The sequence below is a fragment of the Martinezella rhizogenes genome (genome assembly GCF_027460065.1).
Lineage (GTDB): Bacteria > Pseudomonadota > Alphaproteobacteria > Rhizobiales > Rhizobiaceae > Agrobacterium > Agrobacterium rhizogenes_C.
Genome location: NZ_JAPYZZ010000015.1, coordinates 98,718 through 111,904, shown reverse-complemented (window position 1 = coordinate 111,904; position 13,187 = coordinate 98,718). Strand labels below are relative to the sequence as shown.

17 protein-coding genes are annotated in these 13,187 nt (G+C 60.2%); 14 read left to right on the top strand and 3 right to left on the bottom strand.

Annotation, left to right across the window (positions count from 1 at the left end; translation table 11 throughout):
- Positions 1-6: 6 nt before the first annotated feature.
- Positions 7-867, bottom strand: coding sequence for a VOC family protein (locus tag O8B93_RS20805; protein WP_269711782.1), 861 nt, complete (start codon positions 865-867; stop codon positions 7-9).
- Between the two features lie 279 nt (positions 868-1,146).
- On the opposite strand from O8B93_RS20805, the gene O8B93_RS20800 reads away from it, so the two are divergent.
- The 4 genes from O8B93_RS20800 to O8B93_RS20785 all read left to right on the top strand — a co-directional run bounded on the left by O8B93_RS20800 (position 1,147) and on the right by O8B93_RS20785 (position 3,532).
- The gene (locus O8B93_RS20800; RefSeq protein WP_269711781.1) at positions 1,147-1,557 is read left to right on the top strand and encodes a universal stress protein; all 411 of its coding nucleotides are present in this window, start codon (positions 1,147-1,149) and stop codon (positions 1,555-1,557) included.
- A 61-nt stretch (positions 1,558-1,618) separates the two neighbouring features.
- Entirely contained in the window at positions 1,619-1,939 is a 321-nt protein-coding gene (locus tag O8B93_RS20795) for a TraR/DksA family transcriptional regulator (protein WP_269711780.1), read from the top strand.
- A 324-nt stretch (positions 1,940-2,263) separates the two neighbouring features.
- Positions 2,264-2,932, top strand: a complete 669-nt coding sequence (trhA, locus tag O8B93_RS20790; RefSeq protein WP_269711779.1) for a PAQR family membrane homeostasis protein TrhA — start codon at positions 2,264-2,266, stop codon at positions 2,930-2,932.
- Between the two features lie 102 nt (positions 2,933-3,034).
- Positions 3,035-3,532 carry a GNAT family N-acetyltransferase gene (locus O8B93_RS20785; RefSeq protein ID WP_269711778.1) on the top strand — a complete coding sequence of 166 codons (498 nt, stop codon included), beginning with the start codon at positions 3,035-3,037 and terminating at the stop codon, positions 3,530-3,532.
- A 184-nt stretch (positions 3,533-3,716) separates the two neighbouring features.
- Here the strand turns inward: O8B93_RS20785 and msrB are convergent, their stop codons facing one another.
- On the bottom strand, positions 3,717-4,124 hold the full coding sequence (gene msrB, locus O8B93_RS20780; RefSeq protein ID WP_269711777.1) for a peptide-methionine (R)-S-oxide reductase MsrB: 408 nt from the start codon (positions 4,122-4,124) through the stop codon (positions 3,717-3,719).
- 202 nt (positions 4,125-4,326) lie between these two features.
- On the opposite strand from msrB, the gene O8B93_RS20775 reads away from it, so the two are divergent.
- The 10 genes from O8B93_RS20775 to O8B93_RS20730 all read left to right on the top strand — a co-directional run bounded on the left by O8B93_RS20775 (position 4,327) and on the right by O8B93_RS20730 (position 12,686).
- On the top strand, positions 4,327-6,696 hold the full coding sequence (locus O8B93_RS20775) for a putative monovalent cation/H+ antiporter subunit A (RefSeq protein ID WP_269711776.1): 2,370 nt from the start codon (positions 4,327-4,329) through the stop codon (positions 6,694-6,696).
- Entirely contained in the window at positions 6,693-7,112 is a 420-nt protein-coding gene (locus O8B93_RS20770; protein ID WP_269711775.1) for a Na+/H+ antiporter subunit B, read from the top strand. Before O8B93_RS20775 ends, O8B93_RS20770 begins: the two co-directional genes overlap by 4 nt.
- Positions 7,112-7,489, top strand: coding sequence for a Na+/H+ antiporter subunit C (locus O8B93_RS20765; RefSeq protein ID WP_006316622.1), 378 nt, complete (start codon positions 7,112-7,114; stop codon positions 7,487-7,489). Before O8B93_RS20770 ends, O8B93_RS20765 begins: the two co-directional genes overlap by 1 nt.
- A gap of 19 nt (positions 7,490-7,508) precedes the next feature.
- Positions 7,509-9,086 (top strand): Na+/H+ antiporter subunit D, encoded by a 1,578-nt coding sequence (locus tag O8B93_RS20760; RefSeq protein ID WP_269711774.1) that lies wholly within the window; start codon positions 7,509-7,511, stop codon positions 9,084-9,086.
- On the top strand, positions 9,083-9,562 hold the full coding sequence (locus O8B93_RS20755; RefSeq protein ID WP_269711773.1) for a Na+/H+ antiporter subunit E: 480 nt from the start codon (positions 9,083-9,085) through the stop codon (positions 9,560-9,562). The genes O8B93_RS20760 and O8B93_RS20755 overlap by 4 nt, the downstream gene beginning before the upstream one ends.
- Positions 9,559-9,945 carry a cation:proton antiporter gene (locus O8B93_RS20750; protein ID WP_269711772.1) on the top strand — a complete coding sequence of 129 codons (387 nt, stop codon included), beginning with the start codon at positions 9,559-9,561 and terminating at the stop codon, positions 9,943-9,945. The genes O8B93_RS20755 and O8B93_RS20750 overlap by 4 nt, the downstream gene beginning before the upstream one ends.
- On the top strand, positions 9,942-10,274 hold the full coding sequence (gene mnhG / locus O8B93_RS20745) for a monovalent cation/H(+) antiporter subunit G (RefSeq protein WP_269711771.1): 333 nt from the start codon (positions 9,942-9,944) through the stop codon (positions 10,272-10,274). Before O8B93_RS20750 ends, mnhG begins: the two co-directional genes overlap by 4 nt.
- Positions 10,275-10,707: 433 nt before the next feature.
- The gene (gene ros, locus O8B93_RS20740) at positions 10,708-11,136 is read left to right on the top strand and encodes a MucR family transcriptional regulator Ros (protein WP_003509257.1); all 429 of its coding nucleotides are present in this window, start codon (positions 10,708-10,710) and stop codon (positions 11,134-11,136) included.
- A gap of 307 nt (positions 11,137-11,443) precedes the next feature.
- Entirely contained in the window at positions 11,444-11,866 is a 423-nt protein-coding gene (locus O8B93_RS20735; protein ID WP_269711770.1) for a helix-turn-helix domain-containing protein, read from the top strand.
- On the top strand, positions 11,859-12,686 hold the full coding sequence (locus O8B93_RS20730; protein ID WP_269711769.1) for a DUF6456 domain-containing protein: 828 nt from the start codon (positions 11,859-11,861) through the stop codon (positions 12,684-12,686). Before O8B93_RS20735 ends, O8B93_RS20730 begins: the two co-directional genes overlap by 8 nt.
- Before the next feature lie 3 nt (positions 12,687-12,689).
- On the opposite strand, the gene O8B93_RS20725 is transcribed toward O8B93_RS20730, so the two are convergent.
- Positions 12,690-13,106 (bottom strand): SufE family protein, encoded by a 417-nt coding sequence (locus O8B93_RS20725; RefSeq protein WP_269711768.1) that lies wholly within the window; start codon positions 13,104-13,106, stop codon positions 12,690-12,692.
- Between the last annotated feature and the right edge of the window lie 81 nt (positions 13,107-13,187).

Here is a 13,187-nt window from a genome sequence, read left to right as displayed (position 1 = left end):
TTACGTTTATGCGGAAAGCTTTAGTCCGATGCCCCATGGGTCTTTCAGAACGATGCCATCGCTTTGCCGCTCGGTTGCGATTTCCAGCCGGTCGAGCGCAGCGACAGCCTTTTCGAGTGCTTCAGGCTCGTTGAATTTCAGCGAGTAACCGGAAAGCCCCGTCATATTGTCCTTGCGCGCCGTAGCACCCCGGCTGTTCCAGATATTGGCGGCGACATGATGATGATAGGCCCCCGAGCCGAAGAAGCTCGCACCGGGATAACGTGCCATGATCTTCAGCCCCAGCACATCCTGATAAAATTCATCCGCTTGCGGAATGTTGCCGACCTGCAGATGGATGTGGCCGATGGCCGTGCCATCAGCGGCACCGGTAAAGGCCGTCTTCGGCGCGCTGTCGTAAAGTGCCTGCAGGTTGAGGCCGATCGTCGCCATCTCCACCGTTCCGTCAGGCTGGTAGCTCCATTCATCCGGCGAACGGTCGCGATAGACCTCGATACCATTGCCTTCCGGGTCGGCGAGATAGATCGCCTCGCTGACCAGATGGTCGGATGCGCCCTGAAGCTGGACATTGTTATGGGCAGCATGCGCCAGCCAATGGGCGAGATCATTGCGGCTCGGCATCAGGAAGGCGGTGTGGAACAGGCCGGCGGCATTGCGCGGCGCGCGTTCCGCCGTGTCGGAGGTGGAGAGCGTCAAGAGCGGCTGGCCGTTTACGCCAAGCACTTCACCGCTCGGGTTCTTTTCGAGAACGGAAAGACCGATGATCTTCTGGTAGAAATCCGAAACGCGCGGCAGATCGTGAACGACGAGATGCGCCTGACCGACATAGGCCGGCCGCGTCAGGGCGAATTGTTTGATTTCACTCATCATGATCTCCATATTGAATCCGAAGCGCCAAGGGGCGGATCGGTCGCCGAAGATATCGGCCGACGCCGCTTTGCGGCGTTTGTTAGAGCCGAATATGGGCTGGTTTCGTCGTTCAGCAAAGATCGCGGCACGGCGATTGACTGTCCACCATTCGTTGACAATGCCACCCGCTGACGCCGCTTGCGGCTTTGACTTCGATCAAGGTGAAGGCGGCGCTGCCGGGGAAATATGAGCCTAGCCCGACACGTTAAATGGCGGATCAAGCCAAAGGAGACAGCCATGTACAAGAAGATCATCGTACCGGTAGACCTCAGCGCCACCGACAAGGGGGAAAAGATCCTCGAAAAGGCCAAGGCGCTGCTGGACCCCGACGGCGAGATCGTTCTCATCAACGTGGTCGAGGAACTGCCGGGTTATATGGCGATCGACCTGCCTGTCGACCTCATCGAAAACGCCATCAAGGACGCCAAGACCAAGCTTTTGGACCTCAAGACCAAGGCCGGTTTCAAGGGCAGCCAGGAAATCAGAAGCGGCGCACCCGCACGCGAGATCATCGCCGCCGCCGAGGAACACAAGGCGGATCTCATCATTATCGCGTCGCATACACCGGACTTCAGCAACTATTTCATCGGCGCCACCGCCGACCGCGTGGTGCGCCACGCCAAATGCTCGGTGTTGGTGGATAGATAAGAGTTTGACGTTTTAGGGTTGCGGGCGGGTTTTCCGCCCGTATCGGCTGGAGGAAAAGTCCATGAATGTCGAAAGTTATGAGAAAATCCTGCGTGACCGTCAGCGCGAGCTTTATCGCCGTCTGCACAAAATCGAGGCCGATTTCGAAGAGCCGCGCAATCCCGATGACGAGGATCGCGCCAGCGAACGCAGCAATGACGAGGTGCTGGACGAGCTGGGGCAGGTGGGTCAGGACGAACTGCGCGCCATCGACGCCGCGCTCGACCGCATCGCGAGTGGCACTTTCGGCACCTGCGTCAAATGCGGCAAGAGGATTTCGGAGGATCGGCTGAATGCGGTGCCTTATACGCCGTTCTGCCAGGAGTGTGCTGCGGCTTTGTGAGGGGTAATTTGGAGTGCGAGGTCGCCTCCCGTTTCTTCTCCCCGCCGGGGAGAAGGTGGCCCGAAGGGTCGGATGAGGGGGCTAGCTCACCGGATATCTCTACCCTTGCCCCCTCATCCCGCTGCCGCGACCTTCTCCCCGGCGGGGAGAAGAAACAAGCGGGGACCACTCGCTATGCCGGCGCTGGATGGCTCAAGCGAAACAAGACCTCTCCTTTCGCAACAGCCTCGAACGCAATTTGATCGCCGTTAACCGGACGCTGTCTTGTTCCTGTCTAATATTGTCTCCATGCTTTGATGAAAGCACGCAGACGGGATTGGACCAATGAGCGAGATGTGGCGGTTCGGGCGCCAGTATGATTTTCACGAGATCGTCGCCGATGGCATCGTCCACGGCGTCGGTATCGTATTTGCGCTGGTGGGCGCCACGGCGCTGATTTTTTACGCGACTGCCTGGGGCACGCTGAGCGCGATTGCGGCGGCGTGGATTTATGGTCTCGGTCTCGTTGCCTGTCTTTCCGTGTCCTTCACCTACAATATCTGGCCGCATTCCAGGGTGAAATGGTTCCTGCGCCGGCTCGATCATTCGGCGATCTTCATTCTCATCGCCGCCACCTATACGCCGTTCCTGATGCGCGGCATTCACGATCCGCTGATCGCCGTCATGCTGGGCCTCATCTGGCTTGCGGCCATCTGCGGCATCCTCCTCAAATGCCTGTTTCCCGGCCGTTACGACCGGGTTGCCATCGGCCTTTATCTCGCCATGGGCTGGAGCGGCATCATGGTGGTCGGCCCCCTGTCGTCGCATCTCGCCCCGGTCACGCTCTGGCTCATCGTCGCCGGCGGCGTCATCTATTCGCTCGGCGTGATCTTCCATGTCTGGGAAAAGCTGCGCTTCCAGAATGCCATCTGGCACGGTTTCGTGGTCTCCGCGGCCGCGGTGCATTATTTCGCCGTGGTCACCGCCTTCAGCCTCGTTCCCCTGGCGTCGTAACTCTCGGCGCACTGGACATTGCTCCGCGTCATCGCTTAAGGCTCGTCCAGAGCCGCCGCCTTTCCGCAGCCGCTCATTGGGAAATATGAGGGCGAAGCAATAATGACCGTGGAACTGCGTGACGCGACCGTGGACGATCTCTCCGGCATCATGGAGATTTATAACGAGGCGGTTGTGAACACGACGGCGATCTGGAACGAGGCCGTGGTCGATCTGGAGAACCGGAAGGAATGGTTCGCCGCCCGCACGTCACGCGGTTTTCCGGTCATCGTCGCCATCCTCGAAGGCAAGGTTGCCGGCTACGCATCCTATGGCGACTGGCGCGCTTTTGACGGCTATCGCCATACCCGCGAACATTCGGTTTATGTGCATAAGGATGCCCGCGGCCACGGCATCGGCAAGCGGCTGATGCAGGCGCTGATCGACCATGCCACCGGCAACGACATACATGTGCTGATCGCCGCCATCGAGGCGGAAAACACCGCCTCCATCCGCCTGCATGAAAGCCTCGGTTTCCGGGTGGTCGGAAGATTTTCGGAAGTCGGTATCAAGTTCGGCCGCTGGCTGGATTTGACCTGCATGGAACTGAAATTAGGCTGAAAGCTGAAGGCCACCTCTGGATCGGGCTCATACCGCTTGTTTCTTCTCCCCGCCGGGGAGAAGGTCGCGGCAGCGGGATGAGGGGGCGAGCTCTCCGAAATCCGGCAACGTCGCCCCCTCATCTGACCCTTCGGGCCATCTTCTCCCCGGCGGGGAGAAGAAGCTCGCGGCACGGTCTTGCCGCTCAAACCGGCTCGAACACCATCGAATGGCCGTTGATGCAATAACGCAGGCCGGTGGGCGGCGGGCCGTCGGGGAAGACGTGGCCGAGATGGCCGCCGCAATTGGCGCAGCGGATTTCCGTGCGCACCATACCGTGGGTCGCATCGCGATGTTCCGTCACAGCACCTGGCTTCACAGGCTCGAAATAGCTCGGCCAGCCGCAGCCGGCATCGAACTTCGTATCCGAGAGGAATAGCGGCTCGTCGCAGGCCGCACAGCGGTAGAGGCCTTTTTCCGTCGAGTTCCAGTAGGGTCCGGTGAAGGCGCGTTCCGTGCCGTGTTCGCGCAGGATGCGATATTGCTCCGGTGTCAGCTGTTCACGCCATTCGGCATCGGTCTTGTTCACCTTCGGGGATGTCAGATCGCTCATGGAATGATCCTTTCTGTTCCCGCCTCAAATAATCATCGCCGCCGCCGATTGAAAGGGGCGGGGCGTCATAACGCGTTCGTTATGGGGCGGCAGTACCGATTTGGGTTGAGATGGCAGTGTGTATGGCTTAACTGAAACTCGATTTGAAAGAAGAACGCCATGCATTGGCGCGCAGGGATGGGGGACATCCCAGGAGATGTGAATGACATCAGATGTCACGGCGCTGACATTCCTGTCGCTGTTTTTGCCATTTGTGGCAGCGCTTGCCGCGCCGGCCCTGGTGAAAAGGTTCGGCCATAATGCCGCATGGATCATCGCGATCGCGCCGGCTTTCGCCTTCGTGCATTTCGCGCTGATGCTGCCGCAGATTGCGGCGGGCGGTGTGGTAACGGGCGGTTATGCCTGGGTGCCGAGCTTCAATCTCAGCTTCTCCTGGTTCATCGATGGCCTGTCGCTCACCTTCGCGCTGCTGATAACGGGCATTGGCATGCTGATCGTGCTTTATGCCGGTGGTTACATGAAGGGGCATCCGCAGCAGGGCCGGTTCCTCTCCTTCCTGCTGCTGTTCATGGGCGCGATGCTGGGCGTCGTGGTCTCCGACAGCCTGCTGATGCTGTTCGTGTTCTGGGAACTCACCTCCATCACCTCCTTCCTGCTGATCGGCTTCGACCACGAGCGCGCCGCCTCGCGTCGTGCCGCGCTGCAGGCGCTGGTGGTGACGGGCGGCGGTGGGCTTTTGCTGCTTGCCGGGCTGATCTTCATCTGGGACATCAGCGGCTTGACGCAATTGTCCATGCTGGTACGCGGCGGCGATATATTGCGTGACAGCCCGTTTTATCTGGCGGCGCTGCTGCTGGTTCTCGGCGGCGCCTTCACCAAATCAGCGCAGTTTCCGTTCCATTTCTGGCTGCCCAACGCGATGGAAGCGCCCACGCCGGTCTCGGCCTATCTGCATTCGGCAACCATGGTGAAGGCCGGCGTCTATCTGCTGATGCGGCTTAACCCGGTTCTCGGCGACACGGCCGCCTGGCAAATCCTGCTGCCCTTCTTCGGCGGCCTGACCATGCTGACCGGCGCGCTGCTCGCCGTGCGCCAGACAGACCTGAAGCTGATGCTTGCCTATACCACCGTCTCCTCGCTCGGCCTGCTCGTCATGCTCACCGGTTTCGGCTCGGACCACGCCATCGAGGCGGCGATGCTTTATCTGGTGGCGCATTCGCTGTTCAAGGGCGCCCTGTTCATGGCCGCGGGCATCATCGATCACGAGACCGGCACGCGTGATGTGACGAAGCTCGGCGGCCTGCGCAAGGCCATGCCCATCACCTTCGCGGCCGCACTTGCCGCGGCCATCTCCATGGCCGGCCTGCCGCCATTTTTCGGTTTCCTCGCCAAGGAAGAGATTTATTATGCGCTGGCGCATGGCAATCCGCGCGCGGTGCTGTTTACCGGCATCGCCATTCTCGGCAACGGGCTGATGTTCGCCGTTGCCTTCGCCGTGGGCTTGAAACCCTTCATCGGCAAGCCGGTGAAAACGCCGAAACACGCGCATGAGGGCCCGCTGCTGCTCTGGCTCGGCCCGGCGCTTCTGGCATTGAAGGGGCTCACCATTGCGCTCTTTGCCGGCATCGCACATTTTTACATCTCCACCCCCATGGCAAGCGCGATTGCGGGTGAGCCGCGCCCGGTGGAAATCTCGCTCATTCCCCATATAGGCCTGCCGCTTGGCCTGTCGCTGCTGACGATCGCGCTCGGCATCGTCCTTTACACCCAGCTTTCCACGGTGCGCAGCCTGATGGACCGCAGCTTCAAGGCGCTGGGGGCCGGGCCGGACAGGGGCTTTGATGTCTTCATCGAGACGCTGGTGAGGATTTCCTTCCACATCACGCGGCTCATCCAGCCCGGCCGGCTGGAGTTCTACGTCACCGCCACCTTCGCCGTCATCGCCGCCGTGCTTTTGGTGCCGCTGTTCCTTTATGACGAACTGCCGTCGATCCCGGCCTGGCCGCATGATATGCCCATCCATGAGCTGACCTTCATCGTCATCGCGGTGGCGGGTCTTCTCGCGGTCTTGACGGCATCGAGCCGGCTGACGGCCATCATCGCGCTCGGCATTCAGGGTTTTGCGGTGGCGGTCATCTTCCTGCTGTTCGGTGCGCCCGATCTCTCCTTCACGCAATTCATGGTCGAGACGCTCTCGGTGGTCATCCTGACGCTTGTCATGACGCGGTTGCGCCTGTCGCCGTCGGACCATCGCGGGCTTGGCCAGAAACTGCTCGATAGCACCATCGCCATCGCCTGCGGAACCGGCTTTGCCCTGTTCCTGATGCGGGCGACGCAAGCGAGCTTCGACAACCGCCTGACCGAGTTCTACAATACCTATTCCAAGGTCATCGCCCACGGCGCAAATGTGGTGAATGTCATCATCGTCGATTTCCGCGGCACGGATACGCTCGGCGAAATCGCCGTCGTGATGATAACCGGCCTTGCCATCCTCGCGCTCATCCGCATCCGCCCCGCCGCCGCCCTCAAGGGGCCGGCGAAGACGGCGAAAAAGAAGGGAGCGCGGACATGAACACGCTCATCCTGCGCACGGTCGCGCCTGTCGTGACCAGTCTCATGGTGCTGTTTTCCATCTTCGTGCTGCTGCGCGGCCATAACGAGCCGGGCGGCGGTTTCATCGGCGGCTTGATTGCCGTTTCGGCGCTCTCGATCTATGGCATCGCCTATGGCGTGGCGGCCGTGCGGCGCGCCATCGTCTTTCATCCGCTCTCGATTGCCGGGGCAGGGCTACTTCTGGCCATGCTGTCAGGCCTTGTCTCCATGGCATCAGGCGTGCCTTTCATGACCGGCCTCTGGATTTATCCGAGCCTGTTCGGCGTCGAGGTGCCGCTCTCCACCGTCATGTCCTTCGATATCGGGGTTTATCTCGTCGTTGTCGGCGCCATCACGTCAATTGCGCTGGCGCTGGAAGAAAGGGAAAGCGACTGATGGAAGCGGTCTTCTCCATTCTCGTCGGCATCTTCTTTTCGGTGGCGATCTATCTCATGCTGTCGCGCCACAGCATCCGTATGCTGCTGGGCATCGCCATTCTCGGCAATGCGGTCAATCTTTTGCTGTTCACCGCCGGCCGGTTGACGCGGGATGTGCCGCCGATCATTCCGGCGGGCATGGACACGCTGCCCGCAGGTGCCGCCAATCCGCTGCCGCAGGCGCTTATCCTGACGGCGATCGTGATTTCCTTTTCCTTCTTCTGTTTCCTTCTGGTCCTGACCTGGCGCGCCTTCCAGGAATTGCAGACCGACGATACGGACGAAATGCGCACCGCAGAACCCGCCGGCGAGCCCTTGCCGCCGCTCGGTTATTAAGCGGCGAGGCAGAGACGACATGGCTTCCTCCACCACATCAACCGTGACCGATCTTTCTGCAGCGCTCGTGATGGCGCCCGTGCCGCTTGCCGACTGGCTGATCATCCTGCCAATCGCGCTGTGCATCGGCGCAGGTGCCGTGCTGATGATGATGCGCCACGCCATCCGCCACCATGCCGCAGTCGCCATTGCAGCACTTTCTTTGCTGGTGATCCTCGATGCAGCACTGCTCTGGAAGGTTGCGACGCAAGGCCCATTCACCATGGTCATGGGCCGCTGGCTGCCGCCCTTCGGCATTGCCTTCACCGCCGATCTCACCGGCGCGCTCCTGTCGCTCGCCGCTGCCATCGTCGCGCTGGCCGGCGCCATCCATGCCGGCGCGGATATCGATGCCAGCGGCAGGCGTTATGGCTTCTATCCGTTCCTGATGTTGCTGATGGCGGGCGTCACCGGCGCTTTCCTGACCGGTGATCTCTTCAACCTCTATGTCTGGTTCGAGGTGCTGCTGATCTCGTCCTTCGGCCTCATCGTGCTCGGTTCCACGCGCGAGCAGATCGATGGCGCGCTGAAATACGCCATCCTGAACCTCATCGGTACGACACTGTTCCTGATCACGGTCGGTTATCTCTATGCGATCTTCGGCACGCTCAACATGGCCGATATTGCGCTGAAGGCAACGGAGCTGCGTGGCACCGCGCCGTTGATGACGCTCGCCAGCCTCTTTGCTCTCGCCTTCGCCATGAAGGCGGCTGCCTTCCCTGTGAATTTCTGGCTGCCCGCCTCCTATCATACGCCACGCATCGTCGTTTCGGCGCTCTTTGGTGGCCTGCTTACAAAGGTCGGCATCTATTCGCTGCTGCGCGTCATGGTCATGCTGTTTCCGGTCGAGCGGGAAGAGCTCAGCATCGTCATCGCCATTTCCGCGGCACTCACCATGGTGCTGGGCGCCATGGGGGCGCTTGCACAGAACGATATCCGCCGCATGCTCGGTTACATCGTCATATCGGGCATCGGTTACATGATGGCCGGCATCGCCATCGGCACGCCGTCAGGCGTATCGGGCGCAATCTTCTACGCGCTGCATTCCATGGTGCTGATGACGGCGCTTTATCTCGCCGCCGGCCATGCCGCCCGCCTCGGCGGCGGTTTCAGCATCGCGGCGCTTGGCGGGCTTTACCGGCAGGCCCCGTGGTTTTCGGCGCTGGCGCTTGCCCTGTTTTTCGCCGGTTCCGGCCTGCCGCCCTTTTCCGGCTTCTGGCCGAAGGCGGTTCTGGTCAAATCAGCCATAGATATCGGCGCCTGGTGGCTCGCCGCCGCCATCCTCATCTCCGGCTTCATCGCCACCATCGCCTTCGGGCGGGTCTTCCTGCTCTGCTTCTGGCGTCCGGTAACGGCACCCACCGGCCAGCCGGCCTTGCAGCCCGCCGCCCGCCCACCGGCCCCGTCTGTCGTGCCGCTGGTGGGGCTGACTTTGCTGGTGGTGTTTTTCGGCCTGTTCCCGGAAAGCCTGCTCAATCTCAGCCAGCAGGCGGCGGCTGGTCTCGGTAATCCGCAGGCCTATATTCAGTCGGTCTTTCCGCAAGGGGGCAAGCCATGAGCCTCTATATCGTGCAATTGCTTTTCGTGGCCGTCTGGCTTGCCGTGACGGGCAGCGTCACGCTGGCGAATATCGTCTTCGCCCTCATTGTTTCGACACTGGCGCTCGGGCTGATCCGCCACCAGCTTCCGGGCGGGCGTAGCCACTGGCTCAGGCTTTTCCGTGTGCTGTCGCTGGTGCTGTTGTTCTTCAAGGAGCTGGCGCTCTCCGCCTGGAAGGTGGCGGTGCTGGTGACACGGCCGAAGCTTGAGGTTCAGCCAGGCATATTTGCCTATCCGCTGACGGTGACGACGGATTTCGAAATCACGCTGCTTGCCAATCTCATCACGCTCACGCCGGGCACGCTTTCCGTCGATATTTCCGAGAATAGAAAGACGCTCTACGTACACGCGATCGACTGCAGCGATATCGAAGCCACGAAAAACGACATCCGAAACGGCTTCGAAAGAAAAATCATGGAGGCGTTCCAGATATGACGCCGGAACTCACAGTTTCATTCGCAACTATACTTGCAACGGTTGTATTGTCGGCCGCCTTTTTGCTGACAGTCTATCGTGTCGTCGTTGGCCCGACCCTGCCGGATCGCATCGTCGCGCTCGACATGCTGGTCGGCATCGCCATCGGCTTTATCGCTGTTATCGCCATCCGCACCGGCTTTAACCTTTACATCGATATCGCCATTGCGCTCGGGCTGGTCGGCTTTCTGGCGACGGTCGCCTTTGCCCGCTTCGTACTGTCGCGCGGTCCTGACGATCGACGCAGGCGAACGACGGTTCTCGATGGGGATAGGGCATCTGAAGTAATTGAAAAAACTATGGAAAACGATACGCGCGGCAAAAAGGGGAGGGGCCGGCGATGACCGAATGGATCGTGGCAATACTCGTTGCGGCGCTGACGGTTTCCGGCGCCCTCTTCTCGTTGATAGCCGCTATCGGGCTCAATCGGCTGCCTGACGTCTATACCCGCATGCATGCCGCTTCCAAGGCGGGAACGGTGGGGTCCGGCCTGTTGCTTCTGGCGGTGGGCATCCATTCCATGGAACTGTCGACGCTGGCGCGTGCATTGGCCGGTTTTCTGTTCTTTATCCTCACCGCACCGGTGTCTGCGCATCTTCTTGCCATGGCGGCACACAAGGCAGGTTATCCGCTGGCCGATAAATCGGTAGTTGATGACCTCAAGAAAATGTGAAGTTGAAAATCCCCCCAATAATTGGGGGTATTCATTTTCAATTACTACTAGGCATAGTATTTTATTACCCGTAATTTTTTGTATTCGAATTAGACTGTTTTGAACTGAAAAATGGACACTAGGAATTTGACTTTTGCTGTTTTGCTGTTATCCAAATTAAGTGTAAAGTTGCTCATCGCGATTTGCATCTAGCCTCTTCATAGTCAGCATAGGCATTTTATTGATGTCTAATCTATGGCCCATCGGACCATTGCTGCCCATGTCGCCGGCCGTAAGTTGAATCTCGGATTAATTCGTTTCCGGTTTTCGCTTGAAATCTAGGGGTAGATTTCACGTTGGTTTCAACAAAGCGAAGGTGGGGCACCGGGTAACTTCACATCGCTCGACGCGGCGTTCGCCCGCGTCAGGGGATCAATAAACAGGAGATACTTAAATGACGGAAACTGCATACGGTAACGCCCAGGATCTGCTGGTCGAACTGACGGCGGATATTGTGGCTGCCTATGTTAGCAACCACGTCGTTCCGGTCACAGAGCTTCCCGGCCTTATTTCGGATGTTCACACGGCGCTCAGCGGAACATCGGCACCGGCATCGGTGGCGGTCAATGTTGAAAAGCAGAAGCCTGCCGTCTCTGTCCGCAAGTCGGTTCAGGACGATCACATCGTCTGTTTGGAATGCGGCGGCTCGTTCAAGTCGCTGAAGCGGCATCTCACGACGCATCACAGCATGACGCCGGAAGAATATCGCGAAAAATGGGATCTGCCGGTCGACTATCCGATGGTTGCTCCCGCCTATGCCGAAGCCCGCTCGCGGCTCGCCAAGGAAATGGGTCTCGGCCAGCGCCGCAAGGCCAGCCGCTGATTGTAACGACGCTCCGGTCTGGCCTGTTCTTCTCCCCGGCGGGGAGAAGGCGGCAGGGCTCATCCGATCACCCGGATTGGCTGTCTTCGAGGCCGTTTCTTTCCGTATGAAAATGTCCAGCCGGTCCATCGACCGGCTTTTTTTATGCCGCGCGGAATTTCGACAGAGGAAAAAAATCCTTCTCCGGCGCTGCCGCGATCCAAAAAACGATGTAAAATCAATTGGTATATTTGCGGGGGCAAATTCGCACTTCCCCGCATCCGTCCACAGGTGTATGAATTAATTCCTATTCGTAGAGGAGTTGCATATGCCGTCGGATACATTGCTTCTGTCTGCCGCCGCGCGGCCTCGCATGCAGGCCGTCGATCGCCCTTTCCGTCACTGGCCGCCGGCTGCCGGACGGGAGGAGGTTGCCCGTCTTTGCCGTCTGGTGCGGCAGCTCACCGGCGAGATGGTGCAATTGACGGGTGATCGCTTTGCGGCGCGCCGTGACCGCCGGCGCATCGAATGCCACATCCGCCAGATCGCCATGTATGTCTGCCATGTCGCGCTCGGCATCCCCATGTCGGATATCGGGCCGTGTTTTGGCCGGGACAGGACGACGGTGGGCCATGCCTGCCAGGTGGTCGAGGACCGGCGCGATGAGCCTGCCTTCGATGAGTTCGTCGCCGTGCTGGAGCGGCTGGTCGTCGGCATTTTCAGCGTGATGAAAGGGGGAAGGGATGAATGAACTGAAAAACGCCTCGACCGCTTCGGCGCATCGCGTCCTGCTGCGGCTTCTGCGTTGTATTGCGTCCGGCGCGGCTGATGTCACGCAGGAGGGGAACGAGATCGTCCTGCGTCGCATGCGCCCGAAGCAGGTTGTTCAGCGGTTTCCGGCGGAGACGGTGCGGCTTGCCATTTCCTCCGGTCTGGTCGAGTGGCGGCAGAACAGCCTTTCCGCCGCGCCGCCGCTTGCCTCCTATCTGAAACGGGCCATGGTAAAGGACCGGGACGAGGTGTTTCAGGAGCAGCACCGGGATATGCAGACCGTCGTGGTTGAGATCGACGCAACGAAGCAGCCCGCCCGGCGCAACCTCAACACCGCGCCGCTGACCAGCCTTTCACGATTGAAGGAGCGGGACGGCAGCGCATTTTTCCCTGAAGACGCGCTGGCGGCGGGCGAGCGCCTCGCTGCCGATTTTCATCGCGGCCATCTCAATCCCAGGGTCACGGCGATATGGGAGCCGCGCATTGCCAGCCGCAGCAAAGGGGAGGCGGGAGGCGCACTTGATCTCACCGAGGCGGCAATGGCCGCAAGGTCGCGGTTTTCCCGCGCGGCGGATGCGATGGGCCCGGAACTCTCGGGCGTCGCCATCGATATCTGCTGCTTCGAAAAGGGGCTGGAGACGGTGGAGCGGGAAAGACTATGGCCGGCGCGCTCGGCAAAATTACTGCTCAGGGCCGCACTGCTCTCGCTCGCCCGCCACTACGCGCCGCCTCAGCGCAAGACGCGAAGCGGAAGCCACCATTGGGGCGACACGGACTATCGCCCTTCGATGACGCGATGAAGCTCAGGCCGCCAGCAGCCGGGCTTCGTCGCGGATGCGCTTGATCATCGAGCGCAGGCCGTTGGCGCGCTGTGCGGAGAGGTGCTCCACCAACCCAATCTTGCTGAACACCTCGATGGCATCCAGATCGGCAATTTCGGATGCTTTTCTGCCGGAATAGACGGCGAGCACGATGGCGACGAGGCCGCGCACGATATGCGCATCCGAATCGCCCTCAAAGGTCAGGAGAGGATCTTCCGCACCGTCGCTATGGCTGACGAGCCAGACCTGGCTGGCGCAGCCCTGCACCTTGTTCTGAGGCGTCCGCTTGTCCTCCGCCAGCTCGGGAAGGGCCTTGCCGAGTTCGATGACATAACGATAGCGGTCCTCCCAGTCGTCGAGGAAAGCGAAGTCGTCAAGGATCGTTTCGAGAGAGGCCATGGTTGCGCCGTATCATCCGTTATTCAATGTCTTTCCCAGGATATAGGGGAAGTGTGCGTGGTTTTGAACCATGGGTCATGA

What these genes read in the sequence shown, in the direction of transcription:
- O8B93_RS20805 (WP_269711782.1), bottom strand. Translation starts at nt 867, where the DNA reads ATGAGTGAAATCAAACAATTCGCCCTGACGCGGCCGGCCTATGTCGGT.
- O8B93_RS20800 (WP_269711781.1), top strand. Translation starts at nt 1,147, where the DNA reads ATGTACAAGAAGATCATCGTACCGGTAGACCTCAGCGCCACCGACAAG.
- O8B93_RS20795 (WP_269711780.1), top strand. Translation starts at nt 1,619, where the DNA reads ATGAATGTCGAAAGTTATGAGAAAATCCTGCGTGACCGTCAGCGCGAG.
- trhA (WP_269711779.1), top strand. Translation starts at nt 2,264, where the DNA reads ATGAGCGAGATGTGGCGGTTCGGGCGCCAGTATGATTTTCACGAGATC.
- O8B93_RS20785 (WP_269711778.1), top strand. Translation starts at nt 3,035, where the DNA reads ATGACCGTGGAACTGCGTGACGCGACCGTGGACGATCTCTCCGGCATC.
- msrB (WP_269711777.1), bottom strand. Translation starts at nt 4,124, where the DNA reads ATGAGCGATCTGACATCCCCGAAGGTGAACAAGACCGATGCCGAATGG.
- O8B93_RS20775 (WP_269711776.1), top strand. Translation starts at nt 4,327, where the DNA reads ATGACATCAGATGTCACGGCGCTGACATTCCTGTCGCTGTTTTTGCCA.
- O8B93_RS20770 (WP_269711775.1), top strand. Translation starts at nt 6,693, where the DNA reads ATGAACACGCTCATCCTGCGCACGGTCGCGCCTGTCGTGACCAGTCTC.
- O8B93_RS20765 (WP_006316622.1), top strand. Translation starts at nt 7,112, where the DNA reads ATGGAAGCGGTCTTCTCCATTCTCGTCGGCATCTTCTTTTCGGTGGCG.
- O8B93_RS20760 (WP_269711774.1), top strand. Translation starts at nt 7,509, where the DNA reads ATGGCTTCCTCCACCACATCAACCGTGACCGATCTTTCTGCAGCGCTC.
- O8B93_RS20755 (WP_269711773.1), top strand. Translation starts at nt 9,083, where the DNA reads ATGAGCCTCTATATCGTGCAATTGCTTTTCGTGGCCGTCTGGCTTGCC.
- O8B93_RS20750 (WP_269711772.1), top strand. Translation starts at nt 9,559, where the DNA reads ATGACGCCGGAACTCACAGTTTCATTCGCAACTATACTTGCAACGGTT.
- mnhG (WP_269711771.1), top strand. Translation starts at nt 9,942, where the DNA reads ATGACCGAATGGATCGTGGCAATACTCGTTGCGGCGCTGACGGTTTCC.
- ros (WP_003509257.1), top strand. Translation starts at nt 10,708, where the DNA reads ATGACGGAAACTGCATACGGTAACGCCCAGGATCTGCTGGTCGAACTG.
- O8B93_RS20735 (WP_269711770.1), top strand. Translation starts at nt 11,444, where the DNA reads ATGCCGTCGGATACATTGCTTCTGTCTGCCGCCGCGCGGCCTCGCATG.
- O8B93_RS20730 (WP_269711769.1), top strand. Translation starts at nt 11,859, where the DNA reads ATGAATGAACTGAAAAACGCCTCGACCGCTTCGGCGCATCGCGTCCTG.
- O8B93_RS20725 (WP_269711768.1), bottom strand. Translation starts at nt 13,106, where the DNA reads ATGGCCTCTCTCGAAACGATCCTTGACGACTTCGCTTTCCTCGACGAC.